At 46.0% G+C, this 24,217-nt stretch carries 25 protein-coding genes; 22 read left to right on the forward strand and 3 right to left on the reverse strand.

Going from position 1 to position 24,217, the window contains the following annotated elements; all coding sequences use genetic code 11:
* Nucleotides 1–67: 67 nt before the first annotated feature.
* The 16 genes from ACE3T3_RS03315 to ACE3T3_RS03390 all read left to right on the forward strand — a co-directional run bounded on the left by ACE3T3_RS03315 (nucleotide 68) and on the right by ACE3T3_RS03390 (nucleotide 11,604).
* A complete protein-coding gene (locus tag ACE3T3_RS03315; RefSeq protein WP_374664044.1) occupies nucleotides 68–682 on the forward strand; it encodes a TetR/AcrR family transcriptional regulator in 615 nt (204 codons plus the stop codon).
* A 9-nt stretch (nucleotides 683–691) separates the two neighbouring features.
* Nucleotides 692–1,252 (forward strand): type II secretion system protein, encoded by a 561-nt coding sequence (locus ACE3T3_RS03320; RefSeq protein WP_374664046.1) that lies wholly within the window; start codon nucleotides 692–694, stop codon nucleotides 1,250–1,252.
* A gap of 35 nt (nucleotides 1,253–1,287) precedes the next feature.
* Complete coding sequence (gene gspI / locus ACE3T3_RS03325; RefSeq protein ID WP_374664287.1) at nucleotides 1,288–1,683, forward strand: type II secretion system minor pseudopilin GspI; 396 nt, start codon at nucleotides 1,288–1,290, stop codon at nucleotides 1,681–1,683.
* Nucleotides 1,683–2,429, forward strand: a complete 747-nt coding sequence (gene gspJ / locus ACE3T3_RS03330; RefSeq protein ID WP_374664048.1) for a type II secretion system minor pseudopilin GspJ — start codon at nucleotides 1,683–1,685, stop codon at nucleotides 2,427–2,429. The genes gspI and gspJ overlap by 1 nt, the downstream gene beginning before the upstream one ends.
* Entirely contained in the window at nucleotides 2,426–3,403 is a 978-nt protein-coding gene (gspK, locus tag ACE3T3_RS03335; protein WP_374664050.1) for a type II secretion system minor pseudopilin GspK, read from the forward strand. Before gspJ ends, gspK begins: the two co-directional genes overlap by 4 nt.
* Before the next feature lie 119 nt (nucleotides 3,404–3,522).
* Nucleotides 3,523–4,119, forward strand: a complete 597-nt coding sequence (locus ACE3T3_RS03340) for a 6-pyruvoyl tetrahydropterin synthase family protein (RefSeq protein WP_374664052.1) — start codon at nucleotides 3,523–3,525, stop codon at nucleotides 4,117–4,119.
* 45 nt (nucleotides 4,120–4,164) lie between these two features.
* Complete coding sequence (gene ung / locus ACE3T3_RS03345) at nucleotides 4,165–4,878, forward strand: uracil-DNA glycosylase (RefSeq protein ID WP_374664054.1); 714 nt, start codon at nucleotides 4,165–4,167, stop codon at nucleotides 4,876–4,878.
* Nucleotides 4,875–5,999, forward strand: a complete 1,125-nt coding sequence (locus ACE3T3_RS03350; protein WP_374664056.1) for an enoyl-CoA hydratase/isomerase family protein — start codon at nucleotides 4,875–4,877, stop codon at nucleotides 5,997–5,999. The genes ung and ACE3T3_RS03350 overlap by 4 nt, the downstream gene beginning before the upstream one ends.
* A 14-nt stretch (nucleotides 6,000–6,013) precedes the next feature.
* A complete protein-coding gene (tadA, locus tag ACE3T3_RS03355; protein ID WP_374664058.1) occupies nucleotides 6,014–6,538 on the forward strand; it encodes a tRNA adenosine(34) deaminase TadA in 525 nt (174 codons plus the stop codon).
* 55 nt (nucleotides 6,539–6,593) lie between these two features.
* A complete protein-coding gene (locus ACE3T3_RS03360; protein ID WP_374664060.1) occupies nucleotides 6,594–7,025 on the forward strand; it encodes an SRPBCC family protein in 432 nt (143 codons plus the stop codon).
* 18 nt (nucleotides 7,026–7,043) lie between these two features.
* Complete coding sequence (gene cmk / locus ACE3T3_RS03365; protein WP_374664062.1) at nucleotides 7,044–7,727, forward strand: (d)CMP kinase; 684 nt, start codon at nucleotides 7,044–7,046, stop codon at nucleotides 7,725–7,727.
* Nucleotides 7,728–7,834: 107 nt separating this feature from the next.
* A complete protein-coding gene (gene rpsA, locus ACE3T3_RS03370) occupies nucleotides 7,835–9,511 on the forward strand; it encodes a 30S ribosomal protein S1 (protein WP_374664064.1) in 1,677 nt (558 codons plus the stop codon).
* Between the two features lie 162 nt (nucleotides 9,512–9,673).
* On the forward strand, nucleotides 9,674–9,976 hold the full coding sequence (locus tag ACE3T3_RS03375; RefSeq protein ID WP_374664066.1) for an integration host factor subunit beta: 303 nt from the start codon (nucleotides 9,674–9,676) through the stop codon (nucleotides 9,974–9,976).
* A gap of 23 nt (nucleotides 9,977–9,999) precedes the next feature.
* Nucleotides 10,000–10,365 (forward strand): lipopolysaccharide assembly protein LapA domain-containing protein, encoded by a 366-nt coding sequence (locus ACE3T3_RS03380; protein ID WP_374664067.1) that lies wholly within the window; start codon nucleotides 10,000–10,002, stop codon nucleotides 10,363–10,365.
* 201 nt (nucleotides 10,366–10,566) lie between these two features.
* Complete coding sequence (pyrF, locus tag ACE3T3_RS03385) at nucleotides 10,567–11,247, forward strand: orotidine-5'-phosphate decarboxylase (RefSeq protein WP_374664068.1); 681 nt, start codon at nucleotides 10,567–10,569, stop codon at nucleotides 11,245–11,247.
* A 66-nt stretch (nucleotides 11,248–11,313) separates the two neighbouring features.
* Complete coding sequence (locus ACE3T3_RS03390) at nucleotides 11,314–11,604, forward strand: hypothetical protein (RefSeq protein WP_374664070.1); 291 nt, start codon at nucleotides 11,314–11,316, stop codon at nucleotides 11,602–11,604.
* Nucleotides 11,605–11,648: 44 nt separating this feature from the next.
* On the opposite strand, the gene ACE3T3_RS03395 is transcribed toward ACE3T3_RS03390, so the two are convergent.
* The gene (locus tag ACE3T3_RS03395) at nucleotides 11,649–12,557 is read right to left on the reverse strand and encodes a lysine exporter LysO family protein (protein ID WP_374664072.1); all 909 of its coding nucleotides are present in this window, start codon (nucleotides 12,555–12,557) and stop codon (nucleotides 11,649–11,651) included.
* Between the two features lie 50 nt (nucleotides 12,558–12,607).
* A complete protein-coding gene (locus ACE3T3_RS03400) occupies nucleotides 12,608–14,134 on the reverse strand; it encodes a flavin-containing monooxygenase (RefSeq protein WP_374664289.1) in 1,527 nt (508 codons plus the stop codon).
* A 168-nt stretch (nucleotides 14,135–14,302) separates the two neighbouring features.
* Between ACE3T3_RS03400 and ACE3T3_RS03405 the strand changes: the two genes are divergently transcribed.
* The 5 genes from ACE3T3_RS03405 (at nucleotide 14,303) to ACE3T3_RS03425 (ending at nucleotide 21,626) form a co-directional block, all read left to right on the forward strand.
* On the forward strand, nucleotides 14,303–15,310 hold the full coding sequence (locus ACE3T3_RS03405; RefSeq protein WP_374664074.1) for a helix-turn-helix domain-containing protein: 1,008 nt from the start codon (nucleotides 14,303–14,305) through the stop codon (nucleotides 15,308–15,310).
* 85 nt (nucleotides 15,311–15,395) lie between these two features.
* Nucleotides 15,396–16,541, forward strand: coding sequence for a cell division protein ZapE (gene zapE, locus ACE3T3_RS03410; RefSeq protein WP_374664076.1), 1,146 nt, complete (start codon nucleotides 15,396–15,398; stop codon nucleotides 16,539–16,541).
* 375 nt (nucleotides 16,542–16,916) lie between these two features.
* A complete protein-coding gene (locus tag ACE3T3_RS03415) occupies nucleotides 16,917–19,079 on the forward strand; it encodes a malate synthase G (RefSeq protein ID WP_374664078.1) in 2,163 nt (720 codons plus the stop codon).
* A 301-nt stretch (nucleotides 19,080–19,380) separates the two neighbouring features.
* On the forward strand, nucleotides 19,381–20,823 hold the full coding sequence (locus tag ACE3T3_RS03420) for an aldehyde dehydrogenase family protein (RefSeq protein WP_374664080.1): 1,443 nt from the start codon (nucleotides 19,381–19,383) through the stop codon (nucleotides 20,821–20,823).
* A 143-nt stretch (nucleotides 20,824–20,966) separates the two neighbouring features.
* Nucleotides 20,967–21,626, forward strand: a complete 660-nt coding sequence (locus ACE3T3_RS03425) for an SOS response-associated peptidase (RefSeq protein ID WP_374664291.1) — start codon at nucleotides 20,967–20,969, stop codon at nucleotides 21,624–21,626.
* 21 nt (nucleotides 21,627–21,647) lie between these two features.
* Here the strand turns inward: ACE3T3_RS03425 and ACE3T3_RS03430 are convergent, their stop codons facing one another.
* A complete protein-coding gene (locus tag ACE3T3_RS03430) occupies nucleotides 21,648–22,112 on the reverse strand; it encodes a MarR family winged helix-turn-helix transcriptional regulator (RefSeq protein ID WP_374664082.1) in 465 nt (154 codons plus the stop codon).
* Nucleotides 22,113–22,622: 510 nt separating this feature from the next.
* On the opposite strand from ACE3T3_RS03430, the gene ACE3T3_RS03435 reads away from it, so the two are divergent.
* The gene (locus ACE3T3_RS03435; RefSeq protein WP_374664084.1) at nucleotides 22,623–24,143 is read left to right on the forward strand and encodes a transporter associated domain-containing protein; all 1,521 of its coding nucleotides are present in this window, start codon (nucleotides 22,623–22,625) and stop codon (nucleotides 24,141–24,143) included.
* The last annotated feature ends 74 nt before the right edge of the window (nucleotides 24,144–24,217 follow it).

Below are 24,217 nucleotides of genomic sequence, written 5' to 3' on the forward strand. Positions count from 1 at the left end.
AAAATTGATGAATTTTAAGCCGTGCTGTTTGAATTGATATAAGCGCAGAAGAGAGTAAAGGGTGAAGATGGATCGTCAGGCTCAGTTTCGAGCACGGGAAGCGTTGATTTTTCAGGTTGCAGAGCAGCTTCTTTTAGAAAATGGTGAATCCGGCATGACGCTGGATGCGCTGGCTGCTGAGCTGGATCTGGCTAAAGGCACTCTCTATAAGCATTTTCAGAGCAAGGATGAGCTGTATATGCTGCTCATTATCCGCAATGAACGCATGCTGCTGGAAATGATCAAAGATACCGATAAGCAGTTTCCTGAGCATCTGGCCTTTTTTATGCTGCATCACTTGCATCATCCTGAGCGCACGGTGCTGTTTCACCAAATTGAAGAACGCCTTGCGACAACCGGTGTCGGCATACAAGTGCTGTTCAGTGAGCTGTATCAAGTGCGCAAGCAGCGCCTGCGCCTGATTATCCGCATGACAGAGAGCTATTTGGAGTCCATCGGCAGCTCAATGTCGGTGCGCGATTACCTGGCATCGATTTGGTCGCTGACCCATGGCGCTGCAGCCATTCTGAATTCCAGCTTCTATCAGCGTTATTTAGGCTCACGGGATACTTTAAGGGTGGCGTATATTGATCAGGCTTTGGCGCTGCCGAAGCAGATCAGCGCTGCCGCTCAATTTGCATAAAGGCAAGCTATGAAATTACGGCCAACATCAATGCGGGGCTTCACCTTAGTCGAATTGATGGTGGTCATTGTCATTATGGGCATTATGGCGTCACTGGTCATGATGAACATCGGCGGGACAGATCAGCGCAAAGCCATGCAGGCGCGTGAAGTGTTTATTATGGATGCGCAGAAAATTTTGCGTGAAGCCAATGATCAATCCCGGATTTTGGCGCTTAATGTGCAGCCAGCCACCGATGTGGCCGATTTCCGCTACGATGTTCAGGAATATTTACCCAAGCAAAATAATAATGAAACAGTTTTAAGTCAGAATAATCATCCGAACAGCACTTGGCAAAACTATAAAGATTTTCCTATCCGCGCTTTACCCGATAATGTCAGTTTCAGTGTGCAAAGCTTGGAACGCCGTTATGAGCATGCAAATAACACTGAGCTTTTGACGCAGAATGCGCCCAAGCTGATTTGGCTGGGCAATGGTGAAGTGAAGCCGGTACGCATTCAGTTTTATTTTGAAGAGCGGCCAGTCGGAAATGAAATCGAAATCGACCATTTAGGTAAAATCACCGAATGAAATCAGCACATCCTCAGCACAATCCTGCAGCTCAGATGCGAAAATCGGGGAAGTTTCATCGTTCAGGCTTTACCTTGCTGGAGGTTATGGTTGCGCTCGCGATTTTTGCCACCGCCGCCATTGCGCTGAGCAATGTGGCCATGCAGTATACGCAGGCTACATCAAATGCAGTGTTGAGAAGCAAAGCGCAGTTTGTGGCCTTAAACGAAATCGCCTTGATGGACATTAACCGGGAATGGATGAGTGGAACATCATCCAAGCAGGTCACTCAGCAAGGCGAAAAATGGCAGATAGATAAATCTGCGCATGCCACCGTCAGCCCCAATGTGCAGCGCATTGATGTGCAGGTCAGTTTGATGAATGCAGCCACCGATAAAGTAGAGTCAGGCATTGCCAGTCTGGTGTACTTCAATCATAAGGCCAAAGTTTGATGCAGCCGAATCATAAGAAAAATCAAACGGCAGGTTCGGGTGCTGCTCGAACGCATCGTGCCTCAGGTTTTACCTTGGTCGAATTGATGGTGGCGATTGCGATTTTTGCCATATTGTCGGCATTGGGCTGGAAAGTGTTTGACTACATTTCTAAAGTGAAAGAACGCAATACTATGCACGAAGCGCGTTTGTCGCAGCTGCAGGAGGCTTATCAGCAGATTTTGCGCGACACTGTTCAGGCTGTGCCGTTAACGGCCAGCAACAATGGCAATATTCAAACCGCGCTTTCCTTGCAGGGCGGCCGGCTCAGCTTCAGCAAAACCGGCGTGACCGATCCTTTGAATCAGGGCATCGCGCCAGATGAGCGGGTCGAATACGCCTACCGTGCGAATGAACAAAAAGTCTATCGGCTGAAATACAGCAACCTAAATCAGGCTGGAAATGAACAGCCAGATTCCAGCGTGCTTTTAGGCAATGTTGAGCAGTTTGAAGTGCTGGCGCTGAATCCGCAGGAAATGAGCAATTGGCCGGATCCATCGGCAGATTTGTCTCAAGCCAATACGCAGCAGCAGCTGCCGCGCGGCTTGAAAATTAAGCTGAAAGTTAATGATGTTGAATATGAATGGCTGTACAGCTTATTAAATACCGATTTTCTGGACAAGGCCAGCTCGGGCAGCGGCGGAACAGGCGGCAATAACAATGGTTCCAGCGGTGCAGCGGGCGGTTCAGGAGTGCCTGTGCAATGAATCATATCAAACCGCGGGTTTCTGCTGCGCAGCCGCAGCGCGGCATTGCTTTGCTGACGATTTTAGTGATGGTGGCTTTGGCCACGATTTTGGCGGCCGGCATTGCAAAGCGGCAGGCCAATACGGCTGAAAGCACCGCCTATCTCATGCGTCAAAATCAATCCTTGCTGTATGCCAAAAGCGCTGAAGTGTTTTTTGCGGAATTGCTGAAAGATGATGCTGAAAATGCAGGAAGTGTGGATTCTTTGCAGGAAAACTGGGCTAAGCCTATGCCTGCGTTTCCGGTGGATGACGGCTATGTATCTGGCGTTCTGCAGGATGAATCCGGGAAATTCAACTTAAACAGCCTGCTGAAGCCGGATGGCAGCGTGAATGAACATGCTAAAACATGGTTTGAAAAAATTTTAGTAAAAGCCGGGCTTCCCGTGCAGCTCAGTGAGGCTGTGATTGATTGGCAGGATGCCGACGATGAACAGATCGGCCCGATGGGGGCGGAATCGAATGTTTATCGTGGCATTCCCAATGCGGCGATGCCGCCCAATGCGCGATTTCACAGTGTGGAAGAATTGAAGCAAGTCCGCGGTTTTGAAGAGGGCAAATACCAGTTGATTGCGCCTTATCTGAGCGCTTTGCCGAGCAATGAAACAACGGTCAATATCAATACCGCGCCGGCATTTTTATTGGCCAGTATCGGGGATCAGCTGGATACGCATGCTGTGCAGCAGATGCTGGACAAAAAGCAAGCCGCGCTGGAGCAGTTCAGCAATGTCTCTGAATTATGGGAAACAGAGCCGTTCAAGGCGGTTTCGGCAGAAAATAAAGCCATGGTCAGTGAGCTGCTGGGGGTGCGGTCCAATTATTTTAAAGCGAAAATTGAGGTGGAGCTGAGCGGGCGGAAACGGCAGTTCAGTTCGGAATTGGTGAGAAAAGACAAAGAGGTCTATGTCGCTTACCGCAGCATGGCGCCATTTTAATCGGCAGAAAAAGCGCGATATCTTTTACCAATTGCATTGAACTGTAAAATTAATGCTCAAGGTTTTAGTTTTGCTTTATAATCCCGATAAATTCACAGGTTTTAATTGAATTACGGCATATGATAATTCGCAAGTTATTTAAGTTTGAAAATGCTCATATTGTGCGGAACTGCACATCAGACCGCTGCAAGCGTTCAATTCATGGGCACAGCTATAAGGTTGAGCTATTGCTTAAAGCTTCGAAATTAGATCATGGTCAAATGGTTTACGATTTTGGACTGCTCAAAGGGGTGATCAAAGACCTTTATGACAGTTTTGATCATGCAATCTGTTTTTGGCAGCAGGACAATGCTGAATATATTCAGGCATGCAAAACCTTCAGCGCGCGCTGGGTGGCTTTGCCTGTGTCTCCGTCAGCAGAGCAATTCTCAAGAATATTCTTTTACTTGGCGCAGCAAGTGCTGGCATCGACTGAAACGCAAAACGGTGAAGGCGATGTGCAGGTCTACTCAGTGATTGTGCACGAAACCGATACCGGCTATGCGCAAAGTTTTGCTGAAGATATTGAAAATGAGCAAATGGGTCTTTTGCGTTTAGACCAGATTGAATTTTCAGAGCAGGTGAAAGCCGAGTGGGCTGATCCTGGAATGTTCGATCAATTAATCCGCGGAATTAAATTTCAAAATCCGGCAGTGGATTTGCAAGTTAAACTTTAATGCAGCAATGCATCATTAAGCTAGAAAAGGAATTAGGTAGCAAGTATGTCTTTAACTGAATTGCAGCAGGCCCAGCTGGATAAGGTGCAGCTTGATGCAAGTTGGAAATACGGCTTGAGTGAATTTTTGCTCAGCCCGAAAATGGATAAACTCAAAGACTTTCTTGTTCAGGAAAAAAAAGCGGACAAAGTGATTTATCCGCCCAATTCTTTAATTTTTAATGCGCTGAATACTACGCCGCTTCCTAATGTGAAAGTGGTGATTATCGGCCAAGATCCATATCATGGGCCAAATCAGGCGCACGGCTTAAGTTTTTCTGTGCAGAAGGGGGTTGCATTGCCTCCATCTTTGCGTAATATTTTTCATGAACTTCATAATGATCTAGGTATAGCCATTCCGAAGCATGGTGATTTATCACACTGGGCTGAACAAGGCGTCCTGCTGCTGAACGCAGTTTTAACTGTAGAAGCAGGCCAGCCGACATCGCATCAGAAAAAAGGCTGGGAAGATTTTACCGATCAAGTGATTGATGTTCTCAATGAACAGCGCGAGCATATTGTGTTTATCCTTTGGGGCGCATATGCACAGCGTAAAGGACAACGGATTGATCCGAATAAGCACTTGGTGCTGAAAGCGGCGCATCCATCACCTTTGGCAGCCAACCGTGGCGGTTTCTTTGGCTGCAAGGTGTTTTCAAAATCCAATAATTATCTTAAACAACATGGCATTGAGCCTATAGATTGGCAGCTGGACGCATGACATATTCTCCCATTTCTAAACACTATCATCCGGACTTGATTGTAGAAGAAGCGAAAAACGGCTGGCGCATTGTTCGCCTGAACCGTCCCAAATCTTTGCATGCACTGGATGAATCCATTGCTTCTGCTCTTTTGGAGGTGTTTCAAGACTTCCATGATGATGACAGCATCAAAGCCATTTGGCTGGATTCCACCACGCCTAAAGCATTCTGCGCAGGCGGCGATGTACGAAAGCTTCGCCAGCTGGTGATTAATGATGAAGTTGAAACTGCCAATAAATTCTTTGAACAGGAATATGCCTTAGACTTGCTGCTGCATAATTATGCAAAGCCGGTTTTGGTCTGGGGTGAAGGCTATGTGATGGGCGGCGGATTGGGCCTGTTTATGGCGGCGCCATTCCGTTTAGTCACTCCATATTCACGCCTTGCAATGCCGGAAATCAACATCGGCCTTTACCCAGATGTCGGCGCGACCCGTTTCTTGGCGGACCGCGGCGCGATCGGCCTGTTTACGGGTTTAACGGGTTCCATTATGACGGCTGCCGGCGCTTACGGTATTGGCTGGGCCACACATATTTGCGATGCGCAGCGTGACAGCGTTTTGGAAAAAGTCATCAATATTGATTGGGAACATTATCCTGCAGGTGATTTTCGTGCGATTGACGATACATTGAACAGCATGCATCGTCCGGTCGGGCCTGGGCCTTTGCAGAACTCACTGGATGTGATTCAAAGCGTTTGCCGCGGCGTTCATTTTGAACATGACTATCAATCTATTATTGGATTGAGCGATGCGCGCAGCGATTGGCTGCGCCAAGCCAGCGAAAACCTGCAAAAAGGTTCTCCTGCAACTGCGGCATTGACTTGGCTGCTTTGGCAGTGGGGCAAAAAAGTTCATTCTTGGAATGAAGTTTTTGAACTTGAAACGCAAATTTCAGACTGGAAAATCCGCCATCCCGATTTTGTGGAAGGCGTGCGTGCGCGTTTGGTGGATAAGGACTTATCTCCAGAGTGGAAAGCTGGCTCAGATATGTCGCTTAAAGGTATTTTAGGCAGCAATCCTCCGCTGACCAATATTGAAAGCTGGAATGCGCTGTTAAAGCAATACTCCGTGATTGACTAAACTGCTTAAAATACATGCTCGAAGACACACAATTTACCGATGAATACTGGATGCAGCAGGCTTACGAGCAGGCTGCATCTGCCGCTTCAATCGGTGAAATTCCTGTTGGCGCTATTATCGTCAGCGGCAATCAAATCATTGGCGCAGGTTTCAATGCGCCGATCAGCTTAAATGATCCGACCGCGCATGCGGAAATTCAGGCGATCCGTCAAGCTTGCCAATCCCTTCAAAACTACCGCCTGCCAGATGATGCAACACTGTATGTGACTTTGGAGCCATGCACCATGTGTGTCGGCGCGCTGGTGCATGCGCGGATTAAGCGTGTGGTGTTTGGCGCAATAGAACCCAAAGCGGGGTCGCTGGTCAGCGTGCGCCAGCTGCTGCAAAGCGGCTATTACAATCATGTGTTTGAATTTGAGCAGGGCTGCATGCAGGAGCAGTGTTCTGCGCAGCTCAGCGCTTTTTTTAAAATGCGCCGCGAACAAAAAAAGCAGATGAAATTACTGGAAAAAACGATAAATACCGATCAGCCTGAATAAAATCAGGTAAAATTAAATGACAATATAAATTGTCAAATAACAAAAGGTCATTTTTATGAACGCGATGCAAGTCAAAAAAGAATTCAATGCACCGGTAGAACAGGTTTTCGAATTGCTGTCTAAGCATGCCACCTATAACGTTGCTTTTGCGCCGGTGCAAGTGGTGCGGGTGAAAGATTCAGCTGATCCAGAGCGTCCAGATGGGGTGGGATCTGTGCGCCGTTTAGGCTGGGGGCTGGTTAAGCCGATTCAGGAAGAAATTACCTTATTGGTGCCGAATCAGCGCATTGAATACAAGATTATTAAAAACCCGCTGGTGAAGCATCATTTGGGCATTATTGAATTTGAGCCGTCGGCTGAAAATAAAACATTGGTGACCTATACCATCGAGTTTCAGGCCAGAGCGCCCTTTGTCAGCAAATTAGTGCTTGCACAGCTGAAATCAGCGATTAAACTGGGCTTTTCAAAACTCGCAAAAACTGTATAGGTAATGGCGGAACAGGCAATGACAGTAAAGATTATTACAATTGATGGGCCAAGCGGTTCAGGCAAAGGCACGTTGGCGGCAAAACTGGCGGCGCATTATCAATTCCATCTTCTGGATTCCGGCGCGCTCTACCGTTTGCTGGGTTTGTCATTGCACAATCAGGATTTGCTGGAAAAGCTGGATTCAGAATTGACTCAATGCGCCGAAATTGCAGCAAATTTAGACATAAAATTTGTTACAACTGAATCCGGCATTCAAGTTCAGCTGGACGGCGAAGATGTAACGCAAACCATCCGTACAGAACGCGTCGGGGAATTTGCTTCAAAAGTGGCTGCAATTCCAGCACTTAGAGCGGCGCTTTTGGAGCGCCAGCATGCTTTTGCCCAAGAACCGGGCTTAGTTGCAGATGGCCGTGACATGGCTACATCGATCTTTCCGCATGCTCAGGCGAAGATTTATCTGACGGCATCGGCACAATCACGCGCTGAGCGCCGCGTAAAGCAGTTGCAGGGCATGGGCCTAGATGCTAAAATAAACGACATTTTAGCTAATATTGAAGCTCGGGATAAGCGAGACATGGGGCGCACTGTTGCTCCGCTCAAACCGGCAGAAGACGCATATATCATTGACAGCTCAGCTTTGAGCATTGATGAAGTATTCAGTCTAATGACGGATTATGCCGATCGTCAATTAGCGAACTAAAGAATTTTCAGCAGAAGCATAGCTTGATCAGTTTTATACGGACTATGTAGACGCTTAATTAAACCGGCCTTGTCTGATCCAAGACCGCTGACTTTACTAGGTATATCATGACCGAATCTTTTGCAGCCCTCTTTGAAGAAAGCGAATTAAACCTCAACGTTGAAAAGGGTGCAGTCATCCAAGGCGTTGTAGTAAACATCGACTCTGACTGGGTAACAGTTGACACTGGCCTTAAATCTGAAGGCATTGTTGACCGCGCTGAATTCTTAAATGAACAACGCGAACTTGAAGTTCAAGTTGGCGACACTGTTGATGTTGTTGTTGAAGCTCTCGACAACGGTATGGGTCAAACAGTTCTTTCTCGCGAAAAAGCTAAACGCGCTGAGACTTGGACTAAACTTGAAAAAATCTTTGAAGACGGCGAAATCGTTACTGGTGTTATCTCTGGTAAAGTTAAAGGCGGTTTCACTGTTGACATCGGTCCAGTACGTGCGTTCTTGCCAGGTTCTTTGGTAGACACTCGTCCTATCCGTGACACAACTCACCTTGAAGGCAAAGAGTTAGAATTCAAAGTAATCAAACTTGATGCTAAACGTAACAACGTAGTTGTTTCTCGCCGCGCTGTAATGGAAGCTGAATCTTCAGCTGACCGTGAAGCTCTTCTTGCTCAGCTTGAAGAAGGTCAAACAGTTACTGGTACGATCAAAAACCTTACTGACTACGGTGCATTCGTTGACCTTGGCGGTATTGATGGTCTTCTTCACATCACTGACATGGCTTGGAAACGCATCAAGCACCCTTCAGAAGTTGTTGAAGTTGGTCAAGAAGTTACTGTTAAAGTACTTAAATTTGACAAAGAACGTAACCGTGTTTCACTAGGTCTTAAACAGCTTGGCGAAGATCCATGGTTAGCGATCATGAACCGTTACCCTAAAGGTTCTATCGTTAAAGCTCGCGTAACTAACTTAACTGACTACGGCTGTTTCGCAGAAATCGCTGAAGGCGTTGAAGGTTTAGTACACGTTTCTGAAATGGACCACACTAACAAAAACATCCACCCATCTAAAGTTGTTCAGATCGGTGACGAAGTTGACGTTATGGTTCTTGAAGTTGACGAAGAACGCCGTCGTATTTCTCTTGGTATCAAACAAACTCGTGCTAACCCATGGGAAGAGTTTGCTAAAGACCACGACAAAGGCGAAAAAGTTTCTGGTACGATCAAATCTATCACTGACTTCGGTATCTTCATCGGTTTACCAGGCGGCATCGACGGCCTAGTTCACTTGTCTGATATTTCTTGGAACGAGCAAGGCGAAGACGCTATCCGCCGTTACAAGAAAGGTGACACAGTTGAAGCGGTTATCCTTTCAGTAGACGCTGAAGGCAACCGTATCAGCCTTGGCATCAAACAATTGAACAGCGATCCGTTCAATGACTTCTTAGCTGCTAACGAACGCGGTGCGTTGGTTAAAGGCACAGTAACTGCAGTTGACGCTAAAGGCGCTACTGTTAAGTTAGCTGACGAAGTTGAAGCTTCTTTGAAAGCATCTGAAATCAACCGCGACCGCGTTGAAGATGCAACTAAATTCTTAGAAGTTGGTCAAGAAGTTGAAGCGAAAATCATCAACGTTGACCGCAAATCACGCTCTATCAACTTGTCTATCAAAGCGAAAGACGAAGCTGAAGAGAAAGAAGCTGTAGCTAACTTGCGTCAAGCATCTGCTTCTCAAGACAATGGTCCTAAGACTATTGGTGATTTGATCAAAGCTCAAATGAACCACTAAGTAAGTGCTTGAATTGTATTGTTAATGTAAGTTAATAATACTTTTTATACAATTACTGTAAACGGTAGCGTAGTAAGTCATTATTACGCTACCGTTTTGTATTTAAACAGGTTATTATCGGGAAATCGATTCCAAGTAGCTTGATAATTAAAGAGGTCGCAGATGACTACTGAAGCACTTAATAAGTCAGACTTAATAGAGCGTATTTCTCTTAAAAACCCGCACTTAGCTGAACCGCTGGTTGAAGAAGCCGTGAAGATCATGATTGATCAAATGATCGAAGCATTATCTACGGATAACCGTATTGAGATCCGTGGCTTTGGCAGCTTTGCCCTGCATCACCGCGAACCGCGTGTAGGCCGCAATCCAAAAACTGGTAAATCAGTTGAAGTTGCAGCAAAAGCTGTACCGCATTTTAAACCAGGTAAAGCCCTGCGTGATGCAGTCAACGAATCTGCAGCATAATTTAGATTCTTTCAGGGGTGTTTATGCGCTATGTCTTAGTTGTTTTACTTATTGTTTTATTTGGTTATTCACTCTTTCTGGTGCTCCAGAACGGAACTGAACTGTCGGTAGATCTATTGTTCACGCAAGTGCCGGCAATGCGCTTAGGCCTGCTGTTATTATTGACATTGGCTTTAGGCATTGTACTTGGGCTGCTGCTTGGCGTGCAAATCTTCCGGGTATTCCAGAACAATTGGGAAATTAAACGTTTACGTAAAGACATTGACCGCTTGCGTAAGGAGCAGATTCAGGCTGCACAATTGGCTGCTGCTGAAGCTGCTGCGCATACAAGACATGAAAAAACCGTCTTGGACATTCACCCTGATGAGCAAAAATCCAATCCTTTATAAGCTTTGGGTTTAGTCATTGGCATTTCGGGCGATCAATGCACTGAAATGTTTTTAAGATTAAGCACTCTGAATGCAAATTCAGGGTGTTTTTTTATATGGGGGGAAAGCGTCATTTGCATGAACTTGCTTTTTGTTCTTTGTGCATGAATCGTTAGCCTCTATAATAGATTTTTCTTTTTGTCTGTTTAAAAGGGTAGTCTCTTGAGTATCATTGTTGCATTAGATGCTAAAAGCCAATTTGACGCGTTGAAAATAGCAGGGCAGCTGGACCCTGAATTGTGCCGAGTAAAAGTTGGTAAAGAGCTTTTTACCCATGAAGGTCCGAGTGTGGTTAAGGCGCTGCATCAAGAAGGTTTTGCAGTGTTCTTGGATTTGAAATTTCATGATATTCCAAATACGACGGCGCAAGCGGTATGTGCTGCAGCGGATCTGGGTGTTTGGATGGTCAATGTTCATGCATCAGGCGGCCGGAAAATGATGGAAACCTGCGCAGAGCGTTTAAAAGCGGGTAACTATAATACTCAATTGATTGCTGTGACTGTGCTGACCTCAATGGGCCGTGAAGATCTGCGTGATATCGGTTTGGATGTAGAGCCTTTTGAGCATGTCAAGCGCTTGGCAAAATTGACAAAAGAAAGCGGTTTGGATGGCGTGGTGTGTTCTGCGCAGGAAGCAAAAATGCTGCGTGAAACTTTAGGTGATGATTTTGCTTTGGTGACCCCGGGGATTCGTCCAGAAGGTTCTGCTGCTGATGATCAGAAGCGCATCGTGACGCCAAAACAAGCGATGCTTGACGGTTCGACACATCTGGTGATTGGCCGTCCAATTACCAAGTCAGATAATCCGCGTCAAACCTTAAAAGATATTTTAGCTACGATGTAAGCGTGCAAATAAAAGCCTTTCAATTGAAAGGCTTTTATTTGCATTGAATTTCTTGGCATAAAAATAGTGAATAAGATATTGCAAGATGTGACCGTCCTTGAAAATAAGCTCGCGCTAGACGGGGAGCAGAATACCGAAGTGCGGGCGATTGAACCGCTGGACCAAGAACAGCAGCAGCAAACCGGTTCTTCCGACTGGAGTTCGGGGATTGATGCTGCGGAAATTGCAATGGATGTGATTGATGCCGTAGGGAACTTGCTGAGTGGAATTGACTTGAGCATTTGGCTGGCGCTTTCCGTTGTTGGGCAACTTGCTCATAAGGCTTTAAAACATATCAGGGGGAGATTCCCTCATTGATAAAAATGAATGAGGGATAGGCAATGTGATCGGGCTGAGCGGAATTAAAGCGCGGCCAAGACGCTGACGGCAATCGGCGCTAAGACGGACAAGACAAAACCGCTGACCATGGCATGCGGAATGAAATCATTGCCGCACGCTTGCTTGACCATGGGTAGGGTGACATCCATCGCAGTCGCGCCTGCAGCGGATATGGCTGAACGCGGGTAACGCCAGCCAATTAAGTACATGCATAAAATGGAAAAAATTTCCCTGAACAGGTCATTGATCAGCGCAATGCTGCCCAGATGCGCATTTTTTAATTCGGTGACAACAATGCCCGTCATGGAATAGAAACCATAGCCTTGCGACAGCATGATCAAGTCTTTTAGCTGAATGCTGCTGACTGCAAACGAGACCGCAACCGCGCCTAAAATGGAGCCGATAACGCAGGCCAGCGGCACCAGTAAAATTTTCCAGTTCAGCCATGAGCGGTCAAGCGGTGAATAGGCTAAATCAAGGCCGATTAAAAACATAAACACCAGCAGCAAATTCCAGGTGCTGATATGCAGGGCAAGATTAAAATGATTGAGCAGCTCGGCAAGGCCGTAGCCCAGCGCGAGTGCAAAAAATGCGTAACTGATATTCAGCAGTGAGCCAAGCAGCAGTTCGGCAGAGACTTTGCCTTGCATGGGCTGGTAGCCAATGGCTTTGAAAAGCGCATAGCAGCAGATGAACGCGCCGAAAGAAGTGGCAAATGCAATGCTGACAGCTGTTGTGAGAATTTGAGCGGGGCTGCTGATGCTGTGCAAAGTTTGTGAAAATTCGATCGCGATGGCAATCAGCAGAATGTATGTGAAATACGGTAAAATTTTAAAACCGAATTGTTCCAGTTTTTGCGGCAGGCGGCGGGCAAGAATGAAGCCTAGGAATAGGCAAAATAACAGCTGAAAGATCAACCAAAGCGATTGCATAATAAAAATAGGCAGACGGTAAACACCTGCCTATTATGGCGTGTTAATGCTTAAGCTGCACGATTTCCTTGAGATTTTGTGAAGAGAAGATAATCGGCTGGGTTCAGTTTTTTAGTATTGAGCCAATATTTCCAGGTGTAGGTTGGCCAAAGGGCAAAGTTTTTGCCGCCATCCTGCTGATACCAGCTGACGCAGCCGGATTGCCAGACCGTGCCATCCATCATGGTTTGAACTTTTTGATTAAATTGATCCTGCACTTGATCTTTTACCACAATGGCCTGACTGTGCGAGCGCTGCACGAGATCCATCATCTGCAGAATATATTCCACTTGCGATTCAATCATAAACACCACGGAATTGTGCGCAAGCACCGTATTTGGCCCCAGCAGCTGGAACAGGTTCGGAAAGCCTTTGGTGCTGATGCCATAAAAGCTTTCTGCGCCATCTTTCCAAGCATCTTTAAGCTCTAAGCCATTGATGCCGGTGCAGCGGAATGATTTTAAATAAATCCGCGGATCGGTAATAAAGCCAGTGCCGTAGATCAGGCAGTCAATTTTCCGGATGCGTCCGTCTTTGGTGATAATACTGTCAGCAGTGAGCTCTTGAATGCCCTCAGTCACCAATTCAACATTTTTGCGGTTAAAGGCTGGGAAGTATTTGTTGGATACCAAGATGCGCTTGCAGCCCATGATGTAGTCTGGGGTTAATTTTTTAGCCGTTGCTTTGTCTTTGACTTGGTAGCGGATAAAGGCTTCGGCCAGTTTTTGCGCGTATTTCATGGTGAATGGCTTCACAATCGGCACTACGCGGGATTCATTGGACCAGTAAAGGCGCGCGCGGTGCAGTTTGCGGAACCAGTCAAATTTGGCAAAAAGCGCTTTGTCTATACTTTTGTACAGGCGCTCATCACGCGGAATCACCCAAGCGGCGGTACGCTGGAACACATAGAGTTTTTCTGTTTGCTGCGCAATCTCTGGAATGTACTGAATGGCGCTGCCGCCCGTTCCGATGGAAGCAACGGCTTTGCCTTGCAGATTATAGCCGTGATCCCATTGTGAAGAATGGAACACTTTGCCTTTGAAGTTTTCAATACCAGGGATATGCGGTATTTGCGGCACATGCAGCGGACCGGAAGCAAAAACCACATATTGCGCAATTAAAGCGCTTTGGTCGCTCAGCTTAAGCAGCCATTGGCATTCCTGCTGCTGATATTCGGCAGAGAGCACTTCGCATTGCAGGCGGGCATATTGCGCTAGATCAAACTGCGCAATAAGACCTTGAATATAGTCAAAAATTTCAGGCGCTTCAGCATAGCGCTGAGACCAGTCCGTCTTTGGCGCAAAAGAAAGCGAATACATATGCGACTGTACATCGCAGGCGGCGCCCGGATAGCGGTTTTCCCGCCATGTGCCGCCAAAGTCACTGGCTTTTTCTAAAATGACAAAGTCTTGAATATTGCTTTGCAGCAGGCGGATTGCCATGGCAATGCCGCCAAAGCCGCCGCCGATAATGGCGATTTGCGTTTTTTGCACATTTTGGCCAAGACTGTTCTGATTATGAATTTCTGGATTACGCATTGTTTCCATGCTGAAAAGCTCTTTTTTATTCCTTATGTCTCATAGCATAAATCAAAACGGCCTTTTTTCACTATGATTGTGATGACAAACAAATTGATCAAAACGGCAATGTTCAAGCGTCAAAATATATAGTACAAATATGAGAACTATTCATGGATATGTACACTAATGAAGCGATCTATACTCAGCTTGATGTATCTGGTGCAGGGCATGCGCAAGGCTGGGATAGATGTGGATGCAAAGCTTCAATCCATTGGGCTGCGCATTGATGCGCTGGATGCGACATCGGTGATTCATCCCAGTTTGGAATGGGATGTGCTGAAAGTCATTGGTGAAGATGTTGCACCTGAAAAAGGGCTGTACATCGGCCAGCATTATGCGCTGGCGGGATACGGGCCTTTGCTGATGCTTTTGGTCACTAGTCCAGACATCCGCACTGTGCTGGATCAGGGCATCCGTTTTCAGCAGCTGACGCATTTAACTGGGCGCCTGAGTTTGCAGGTTGCTGATCGGCAAATGGCGCTGTGCTATCAGCCGCAGGATATCCATACCGCATTGGGGCTGCTGCTGGCGCAATGTGAAATTTCCGGAACCTATAAGTTTATCCGGGACCTGTACAAAATGATGGGCTTGGCCTCACCTCAGGTGCGGATTGATTTGCCGTTTCAAGCGCCGCAAGATCCAGAGCAGCTGGCGGTCTATCTTGATTATTATGGTTCGCAGGTGAAATTTGGCGCGGCCAGCGCTTGCTTCTGGTTTGATGAATCGGTCTTTGATGTGAAAATCCCTTCGGCTGATCCCATCACATTCAGATTGTACGAATCTAAATGCATTGCGGAGCTGGAACGCTTAATGTCAGATGAAGATGCGCCATCGTTGATTCAGCGGGTGCAGGATTATCTGGAGCTGCAAACCGGACTCATGCCGAGCATGGCGGAAACGGCGCAAGCGCTGAATGTGCCTGAACGGACATTGAGGCATCAATTGCAGCAGCTGAACACCAGCTATAAGCAAATCCGTGAAGATATTATTAAGGACAAAGCTTTGCGGCTGATGGAGTACAAGGAGTATTCAATTGAGATGATTGCAGAATTATTAGGCTATTCAGAGCCTGCGGCATTTAATCATGCATTCAAGCGCTGGTTTGGTCAAAGTCCGCGTCAATATACAAAATAGCCTAAGCATGATCATGCCAAAGTGTTATATATTACGGTTCAATCTTCGCTATAATTTTATATAGCCCCAAATAGTATTTAATGATATGTCTGAATTTCAAACTCACCACAGTACGGCTTTTACTCCAATTTCTCCTGCAGAACGCTATGCGCATGCGCTGGCATCCGGCCAATTCCTGCCGGACGAAGCTCAGGCTGAGGCTGTGCATGAGCTGGACCGCGTTTGGCAAGAGCTGATTCAGCGTTTCAAAGCATCTAAAAAGGCATTCCGCCGTTTCCGCCGTCAAACCTCGCCGCGCGGCGTGTATATGTGGGGCGGTGTCGGCCGCGGCAAGACTTGGTTGATGGATCAATTCTATGAATCTGTGCCGTTCCGCCGCAAAACCCGCATGCATTTCCATCATTTTATGCAGCATGTGCACCGTGAATTGAACAAGCTCTCAGGCCAGCGCAATCCGCTGGAATTGGTTGCGGATCAAATTTATAAAGAAGCTGTTGTTATTTGTTTTGATGAGTTCTTTGTATCCAACGTCACGGATGCCATGATTTTGAGCGACCTGTTCCAAAAATTGTTCGCCCGCGGCGTGACTTTGGTTGCAACGTCGAATATTGCGCCAGATGGCTTGTATAAAAACGGCATTCACCGCGACCGTTTTCTGCCGACTATCGAAATGGTGAAAAAGAATTGTGTGGTGCTGAATGTTGATGCCGGGGTGGATTACCGCCTGCGCGTGCTGAAACAGGCACAATTGTTTAAATCGCCATTAACGCATGAACATAAGCTCTGGATGGCGCAGCGCTTTACCGCCCTGACGCAGACCCAAGTGCAGTCGCAAGAACCGATCATCATCAATAACCGCATTGTGGAAACCATTGGCCATACTGAAGATGTGCTGTGGTGCGAATATTCAGAGCTGTGCTTAAAGCCGCGCAGCCCGGCCGATTTTATTGAAATTGCCAATGTGTACAACACGGTGCTGGTCAGCAATGTGCCGCATATGACTGACTACTTGTCAGAAGGCACGCGCCGCTTTATTTATCTGGTCGATGAGTTCTATGACCGCGGGGTGAAATTGCTGCTGACATCGGAAGACACCATTATTGATATCTATCAAGGCGAAAAATTGGCTTTTGAAATTGAACGCACGCGTTCACGTTTATTGGAAATGCAGTCGGATGATTACCTGAATTCGGCGCACCGCCAAATCAGCGCTTCGGCCAGCGCTGAATAGCATATCAAAGATAGAAAAAAGCGCCTGAATCAGGCGCTTTTTTTATGTAAAGATGACTGTATATTTTATCGACATTTTCCTTTTTTCATGGCTTAATCAGGTCTTCGTGTGACTGAAAAAGGCTGTTTTGTTCAGTTTTAAAACAAAAATCTGCACTTAAGTCTAATTTCGGCATTTCAAAAACTTTATACACTGTAAAAGAGCATTCAAGCTGATGATGATGTTGCATTTCTGATCTGGATTTTATGAAGTAATGAGGGTATTTACTTGATAGAAAATGATCACTATTTAGTAATGTGATAGTGCTATTCAGCTAAGTATAAATAGGTATACTGGAATCTCTTGTTATAAAAAGTAGCAATATCAGGAAAGACAATGACTGCACGTATTCAAAAAGGCAAGTTAGCGATTGCTAAAGAACTTTACGATTTCATCGAAAATGAAGCACTTCCAGGTTCAGGTTTGGACAGTGAAACTTACTGGAAAAACTTTGAACAAGTCGTTGTCGATCTTAGCCCAAAGAACAAAGCACTATTGGCTAAGCGTGACGACATTCAAGCGAAGATCGATGAATGGCACCGCAACAACAAATTTGAACTCGAAGCTTACAAAGCTTTCCTTACCGAAATTGGCTACTTATTACCAGAAGTAGAAGATTTCCAAATCAGCACAGAAAATGTAGATGAAGAAATCGCATTATTGGCTGGTGCGCAATTGGTGGTACCTGTGCGTAACGCGCGTTACTGCTTAAATGCGGCAAATGCTCGCTGGGGCTCTTTATATGATGCGCTTTACGGCTTCGACGTAATCTCTGAAGAAGGCGGCGCGGAAAAAGGCAAGGGCTATAACCCAGTGCGCGGCGATAAAGTGATCGCATTTGCTAAAAACTTCTTAAATGAAACTTTCCCGCTGGCAAATGGTTCGCACGCAGATGCGACTCAATATGCAGTTGAAGGCAACAAACTGGTTGTCAGCTTAAAAGACGGTTCTAAAACCGCTTTGGCGAAAGAAGCTCAATTTGTCGGTTTCAATGGCGAAGACGCTGCACCGACTGAAATCGTGCTTTTAAACAATGGTTTGCACGTTGTTGTCGAAATTGATGCAACCAGCCCAATCGGCAAAACTGACGCGGCTGGCGTAAAAGACTTAGTGCTTGAAGCGGCAGTAACAACAATCCAAGACTTGGAAGACTCTATTGCAGCGGTTGATGCTGAAGAGAAAGTTGAAGGCTACCGCAATTGGTTAGGCCTGATGCGCGGCACGTTGACCGAATCCATCGAGAAAAACGGCAAAACCGTTACGCGTACTCTGAACCAAGACCGTACACACAAAAACTTGATCGGCGGTGAAACAAAACTTCACGGCCGTTCATTGATGCTGCTTCGCAACGTCGGCCACTTGATGACTAACCCTGCGATCCTTGTCGATGGTGCTGAAATCTACGAAGGCATCATGGATGCGTTGGTTACGCCATTGCTGACTTTTGCTGACATTAAAGGCGAAAACACGATTAAGAACTCGCGTAAAGGTTCAATGTACATCGTGAAGCCAAAAATGCACGGTCCAGAAGAAGTTGCATTTGCAGTTGAATTATTCGAACGTGCTGAACAAGCGCTTGGTTTGCCTGCAAAAACTTTAAAAATCGGGATCATGGATGAAGAACGCCGTACTTCTGTGAACTTGAAAAACTGTATCGCACAAGCGAAAGACCGCACAATCTTCATCAACACGGGCTTCATGGACCGTACAGGTGACGAAATCCATACCTTTATGGAAGCAGGTCCATTCGTTCGTAAAGGCGAAGTGAAATCGCAAATCTGGTTCCCAGCATACGAAAACCGCAACGTGATGATCGGCCTTCAAGCTGGCTTGCGCGGCAAAGCGCAAATCGGTAAAGGCATGTGGCCAAAACCGGATATGCTGCTGGATATGTACAAGACCAAGATTGAGCATCCTGAAGCTGGCGCAAGCTGTGCATGGGTTCCGTCTCCATCTGGCGCGGTGATTCACGCGATCCATTACCATCAATGCAACGTGTCTGCACGTCAAAAAGAATTGCTGAACACTCAGCCGTTATCATTAGATGACTTGTTGACGCCGCCTTTAGCGACAGATACAAGCTGGTCTGCAGAAGAGAAAACCAAAGAGCTTGAAAATAACCTGCAAGGCATCTTGGGCTATGTGGTTCGCTGGGTTGACCTGGGTGTAGGCTGTTCTAAAGTTCTAGACATCAACAACGTTGGTTTGATGGAAGACCGTGCAACACTGCGTATTTCTTCACAGCACGTTGCTAACTGGCTGCGTCACGGTATTGTGACGAAAGAGCAAGTTGAAGAAGTATTCCAGCGCATGGCGAAAATTGTGGATGAGCAAAACGCCAATGATCCGCTGTACACGCCAATGGCGCCAAACTTTGACGGCTATGCATACCAAGCAGCGTATGACTTAGTGTTCAAAGGCGGCGAGCAGCCATCAGGCTATACAGAGCCTCTGCTTCACGCAGCGCGTTTAAAATTAAAAGGTTATACAGGTGACTAATCTGTAAATCTAAAAAAAGCCTCTTCGGAGGCTTTTTTTTTATGGCATTTAGCTTTTGACGGCTTCTGCATTGGGTGACATGGCTTTGCCGTAATTCCTGATTGCAAAAGGTCTGATCTTTGACGTTGGGATCAGTGTCTATTTTTATAAATGAATATTGAACGCTGTCCAGCGAATCCATCATCCAGGACATCTAGAAAATTGCCTTATTTCATCAGAGAAAGTTTCATCTCATTTTTCTCATAGCTTTTCAAGGCTGAAGCCTTTACATTGGAAAGAATGATAAAAACAGGATCATCCTATGACGGCTTATACAGCATTAGATTTGCAATATATTGATGGTCAGTGGCGTGCGGGGACTTCAGCGCGTCATATTCAGAATATTAACCCTTATAGCCAAGAATTAATTTTTACATTGCAAGCTGCGAGCAACGTCGATGTCGACACTGCCTATAGCGCCGCTGAACGTGCGTTTAAACACAATGCGATTAAATCCATAGATGTACGTCTTGGCGTGATCAATAAGCTGATAGAAGTTATTCAGCAGCGCCGTGAAGAGATTATTCAATGGCTGATTGATGAGTCGGGCAGTACCCGCTTAAAGGCGAATATTGAAGTTGATGCTGCATTGGGCATTATTCGTGAATCTTTAAGCTTCCCTGAGAAAATGCGGACGGTTCAACTGCAGAGCCAAGATCCTTCCCGTAAAAGCTTTGTGCTGCGTAAACCTTTAGGCGTCATTGCGGTTATTAGCCCATGGAATTTCCCGTTTCATTTATCCATGCGTTCTGTAGTCACTGCCATTGCCTGTGCAAATAGTGTGGTGCTGAAACCTGCGAGTGATACGCCTGTGACGGGCGGAACGCTTTTAGCCAAGTTGTTTGAAGAAGCGGGCTTGCCGCATGGTGTATTGAATGTTGTTGCGGGAAGCAGCAGTGAAATTGGCGATTATTTTGTAGAGCATCCGGTTCCGAAAATGATTTCCTTTACCGGCTCGACAGAAGTGGGGCAGCAAGTTGGGGTAAAGGCATTGGGCAGCTCGCGGCTGAAACGTCTCGCCTTAGAACTGGGCGGCAATGCGCCATTGGTGATTTTGGATGATGCAGATTTAGATTTGGCGGTTGAGCTCACTGTGATGGGGCGTTTTTTGCATCAAGGGCAAATCTGCATGAGCACCAACCGCGTGATTGTGGATGAGGCTTTGCATGATGCCTATGTCGAAAAACTGGTAAAGCGGGTAAAAACCATTGCTGTGGGTGATCCGAACAATCCTGAAACCTTGATCGGCCCGATTATCAACAAGCCTCAGGTCGATAAGCTAAAAATCATTATCCAAAATGCCATTCAGCAGGATGCTATCCTTGCCTATGCAGGCGGCATAGAAGGGCAGCTGGTTGCACCGCATATCTTTACCCATGTCGATGCGCAGGCCGATATTGCTTTAGAAGAAAGCTTTGGCCCGATCTTGCCGATTATTAAAGCGTGCGATGAAGCGCATGCACTTGAGCTGGCGAATTCAACCCGCTTTGGTTTATCCAGCGCGGTGTGCACCTCCAATTTAGAGCGAGGCGGTGAATTTGCAGCACAGCTTGATATCGGCATGACGCATATTAACGGCATCAGTGTGGCGGATCAGGCCAATGCGCCTTTTGGCGGCGAGCGCAACTCTGGATTAGGGCGTTTTAATGGCCAGTGGATTTTTGAAGAGTTTACCCGAACCCATTGGCAAACCTTTCCGGCTTAATCTTTCTTTAATGCTTCAAAAAGAGAGCGTTCAGCTCTCTTTGATTGGCCAATGCCGGCTTCAAACTGGAGTTGCTTGATGCTGCTTTATGTTTTGAATTGAATATGACAGACTGGCTTATCTTGCATGAACATCGTTTGCTTATGTGCGCCAATTATAAGCCGCTCACTTTGGCCCAGCTTCATCAGCTGGGGCTGCCTGAATATGATTTTGACTGCCCGGAAGAAATCTATCCGAATTATGAAACGCCTTTGCTGTTCAAATCAGCGCAGGGGCTGGAATGGCGGAAGGTTCATTTTGGCATGATCCCCAAGTGGGCGGATGATACCTCCATTGCGCTGAAAACGTATAATGCGCGCAATGAAACGCTGATGCAAAAGCCGACATTTCAAAATGCAGTGAGCAAATGCAAATTTGGCGTTATTCCGGTGTTCGAATTTTATGAATCGAAATACATTGAAGATAAGCCGCAACGCTGGGGCGTAAGGCGTAAAGATGGGCAGGCTTTTTTTATTGCCGCGATCTATGAGATCTGCCAAAAAGGCGATGAGATTATCCGCTCAGCCAGCATGATTACGATGGATGCCGCTGACCACCCGATGATGAAGGATTTCCATGAACCGGGCCATGTAAAGCGTTCAGTAATTGTGATCCCACAGCAACGGCTGGATGAATGGCTCAGCTGGAAATCGCCAAACATTCTCAGTTTTGTGCATGGCTTTCCTGCCGAAGAATTTGAATGCTCGCATGTGCCTAAAATCAAAATCGAAAAAATCAGCCCCCAACTGAATTTTTTCGATTGATCCTGCGCATGAACAATACGATTAACGCGAAAGATTTTTGAAAATATGCTTTAAGCTTTCAATCATTTTTTCAATTTGAAGCGGCGTTAGGCCCTCAAAGGACTGTTCTAAGACGATATTGGTTAAATCATTGATTTTTTGTGTCATTTGGTGGCCTTTTTCGGTCAGCACAACACGGGTGATGCGGGCATCATCTTCACAAGAATAGGTGTTGACGAAGCCTTCGTCTTTTAAGCGGTAAACAATTTTGGTGGTCGTCGACATTTTGGACACCACCATTTCAGACAAATCTGAAACGCTTGCATTGGGTTTGGAATGTAAAGCGAGAAGAATGCGCCGTCTGGAGTTGTCCACGCCGTATTTCTTTAAAGCGTGATCAACATTCAATACGTATTGAGCATGCACTTGAGTGACCCAATAATAAGGAAATTCTTCTAAGTTGAAGTCATCGCCAGCCGGCAAAAACTTTGCGTATTTTTTCGTCATTAAAAGTCCCCAATTTTTTTGTAATTTTATTTTAACGAATCGACATTTTATGAAAAATAATGGTGCAATATCAATAGATATTTATTAAATATAACTAAAGATTTGCAAAAAATTATTGATAATTCCTTTTGTGATATTTCAAATTAAACGGCTTGCGTGCTTTGTTCAGTGTATGAATAGGCCTTTAGGGCCTGATAGATGAGGTTGTTGCCTATAATTGGTTAAATCATTGATTTGTTTTAAGCTGAATGCATCATATGCTTTTAAGCAAAATGCTTGGGCGCAAAAATTTGACTGCTTTTATTTGATTATTTTAAAGAAATATCTTCTTTAAAGAAAAATGGTATTAAAAGAAAAAGTACAAAAATAGAGGTACAAAATTTAAAGATTGTGCATAATAAAATTATCTTAAGTTGAAAAGGTTCATTTTATGGATCCCTCGCCGTGCGTAGGCCTATCTAATTTTCTTCAAACTTGTTGTTCTGCACACCGTTTTGGAGATGTCTGTTAATGGAATTCTTAATGGACCCTGGTTTATGGGTCGGTCTGATTACTTTAATTATCCTCGAAATTGTACTGGGTATTGATAACCTGGTCTTTATTGCCATTTTGGCTGAAAAACTCCCGCCAGAACAGCGTGATAAAGCGCGTATTGTTGGCCTTTCTTTAGCTTTGCTGATGCGTTTGGCGCTGCTGTCTGTGATTTCGTGGCTGGTCACCTTAACCAAGCCTTTGATCGAGATCGGCGGGCTGACATTCTCCGGCCGTGACCTGATTTTGCTGTTCGGCGGTTTGTTCCTTGTCTATAAAGCCGTCACAGAGCTGCACGAAAAAATGGAAGGCAAGCCAGAAGTTCAAGCGGCAGGCAACGTGGTGTATGCCGGTTTCTGGGCTGTCGTGGCGCAAATTATTGTGCTGGATGCCGTATTCTCTTTAGACTCCGTGATTACCGCTATTGGCATGGTGGATAATATCTATGTCATGATGGCTGCTGTGACCATTGCGGTCATGGTCATGCTGATGGCGTCCAAGCCTTTGACCTCTTTTGTGAACCGTCATCCAACCGTCGTGATTCTATGCTTAAGCTTCCTGCTGTTGATCGGTATCAGCTTGATTGCAGAAGGTTTTGGTTTCCATATTCCAAAAGGCTACATTTATTCAGGCATTGGCGTTGCGATTGTGATTGAAGGGTTCAATCAATTCACCAAACGCAATACAGCTAAGCATCAGTCAAAAATTCCGCTGCGCCACCGTACCGCGGACAGCATTTTAAAGCTGATGGGCGGAAAAGTTGAAACGGCTGGCAATTCGGAACAGTTGCAGGCTCAGGAAGCCTTTGCCGATGAAGAGCGCTATATGATTGGCGGCGTACTGACCTTGGCGGAACGTTCTGTCGCGTCGATTATGACACCGCGGAGCCAGATTTCATGGGTTGATTTAAATGATTCGCCTGAGAAAATCCGTGAGCAGGTGCTTTCCGTTCCGCACAGTTTATTTCCTGTCTGCCGCGGCAGCATGGATAAAGTCATCAGCGTGGTCAGAGCGAAAGAATTGCTGGACGTGCTGGATGATGACGAAGCATTAAAAGGCCTGATCAAAAAACACCGTCCAATTTATATCTTCGAAAAAATGAAAGTGATTGATGCGATCAATACACTGCGCACCTCAAAAGGCTCATTGGTGATGGTGTCGGATGAATTTGGCAATGTGCAGGGCCTGATTTCACCTTTGGATGTTTTTGAAGCGATTGCGGGTGAATTCCCGGATGCGGATGAGCAGCTGGATTTAGTGAAAGTCGGCGAGAAGGAATGGAACGCATCCGGCATGCTGGATTTATATCAGCTTGAGCTTGAGCTGGGCATGCTGGATCTGGTTGAAGAGGATGCTGACTATATCAGTGTTTCTGGCCTGATTCTGGATAAGCTGCAAGGCCGTGTTGCCATTGGGGATGAACTGAATTATCAGGGAATCCAATTTAAAGTGCTGGAAATGGAAGGCAACCGGATTAAAACGGTGCATATCCAAGCATAAAGCAGCATCCGCATGCTTGCAGATGATGCTTTCATGCTGAGAAACAGCTATTCATCAAATGCCAGCGGATGCAC

This window comes from Acinetobacter sp. (assembly GCF_041919735.1).
Lineage (GTDB): Bacteria > Pseudomonadota > Gammaproteobacteria > Pseudomonadales > Moraxellaceae > Acinetobacter.

Excerpts from the sequence above, each read along its gene's own strand:
- ACE3T3_RS03430 (WP_374664082.1), bottom strand. The coding sequence starts at position 22,112 with ATGACGAAAAAATACGCAAAGTTTTTGCCGGCTGGCGATGACTTCAAC.
- ACE3T3_RS03435 (WP_374664084.1), top strand. The coding sequence starts at position 22,623 with ATGGAATTCTTAATGGACCCTGGTTTATGGGTCGGTCTGATTACTTTA.
- ACE3T3_RS03395 (WP_374664072.1), bottom strand. The coding sequence starts at position 12,557 with ATGCAATCGCTTTGGTTGATCTTTCAGCTGTTATTTTGCCTATTCCTA.
- tadA (WP_374664058.1), top strand. The coding sequence starts at position 6,014 with ATGCTCGAAGACACACAATTTACCGATGAATACTGGATGCAGCAGGCT.
- ACE3T3_RS03375 (WP_374664066.1), top strand. The coding sequence starts at position 9,674 with ATGACTACTGAAGCACTTAATAAGTCAGACTTAATAGAGCGTATTTCT.
- ung (WP_374664054.1), top strand. The coding sequence starts at position 4,165 with ATGTCTTTAACTGAATTGCAGCAGGCCCAGCTGGATAAGGTGCAGCTT.
- ACE3T3_RS03315 (WP_374664044.1), top strand. The coding sequence starts at position 68 with ATGGATCGTCAGGCTCAGTTTCGAGCACGGGAAGCGTTGATTTTTCAG.
- ACE3T3_RS03420 (WP_374664080.1), top strand. The coding sequence starts at position 19,381 with ATGACGGCTTATACAGCATTAGATTTGCAATATATTGATGGTCAGTGG.
- ACE3T3_RS03360 (WP_374664060.1), top strand. The coding sequence starts at position 6,594 with ATGAACGCGATGCAAGTCAAAAAAGAATTCAATGCACCGGTAGAACAG.
- ACE3T3_RS03400 (WP_374664289.1), bottom strand. The coding sequence starts at position 14,134 with ATGCGTAATCCAGAAATTCATAATCAGAACAGTCTTGGCCAAAATGTG.
- gspJ (WP_374664048.1), top strand. The coding sequence starts at position 1,683 with ATGCAGCCGAATCATAAGAAAAATCAAACGGCAGGTTCGGGTGCTGCT.
- ACE3T3_RS03405 (WP_374664074.1), top strand. The coding sequence starts at position 14,303 with ATGAAGCGATCTATACTCAGCTTGATGTATCTGGTGCAGGGCATGCGC.
- rpsA (WP_374664064.1), top strand. The coding sequence starts at position 7,835 with ATGACCGAATCTTTTGCAGCCCTCTTTGAAGAAAGCGAATTAAACCTC.
- cmk (WP_374664062.1), top strand. The coding sequence starts at position 7,044 with ATGACAGTAAAGATTATTACAATTGATGGGCCAAGCGGTTCAGGCAAA.
- gspI (WP_374664287.1), top strand. The coding sequence starts at position 1,288 with ATGCGAAAATCGGGGAAGTTTCATCGTTCAGGCTTTACCTTGCTGGAG.
- ACE3T3_RS03320 (WP_374664046.1), top strand. The coding sequence starts at position 692 with ATGAAATTACGGCCAACATCAATGCGGGGCTTCACCTTAGTCGAATTG.
- gspK (WP_374664050.1), top strand. The coding sequence starts at position 2,426 with ATGAATCATATCAAACCGCGGGTTTCTGCTGCGCAGCCGCAGCGCGGC.
- zapE (WP_374664076.1), top strand. The coding sequence starts at position 15,396 with ATGTCTGAATTTCAAACTCACCACAGTACGGCTTTTACTCCAATTTCT.
- ACE3T3_RS03380 (WP_374664067.1), top strand. The coding sequence starts at position 10,000 with ATGCGCTATGTCTTAGTTGTTTTACTTATTGTTTTATTTGGTTATTCA.
- ACE3T3_RS03415 (WP_374664078.1), top strand. The coding sequence starts at position 16,917 with ATGACTGCACGTATTCAAAAAGGCAAGTTAGCGATTGCTAAAGAACTT.
- ACE3T3_RS03425 (WP_374664291.1), top strand. The coding sequence starts at position 20,967 with ATGTGCGCCAATTATAAGCCGCTCACTTTGGCCCAGCTTCATCAGCTG.
- ACE3T3_RS03350 (WP_374664056.1), top strand. The coding sequence starts at position 4,875 with ATGACATATTCTCCCATTTCTAAACACTATCATCCGGACTTGATTGTA.
- ACE3T3_RS03340 (WP_374664052.1), top strand. The coding sequence starts at position 3,523 with ATGATAATTCGCAAGTTATTTAAGTTTGAAAATGCTCATATTGTGCGG.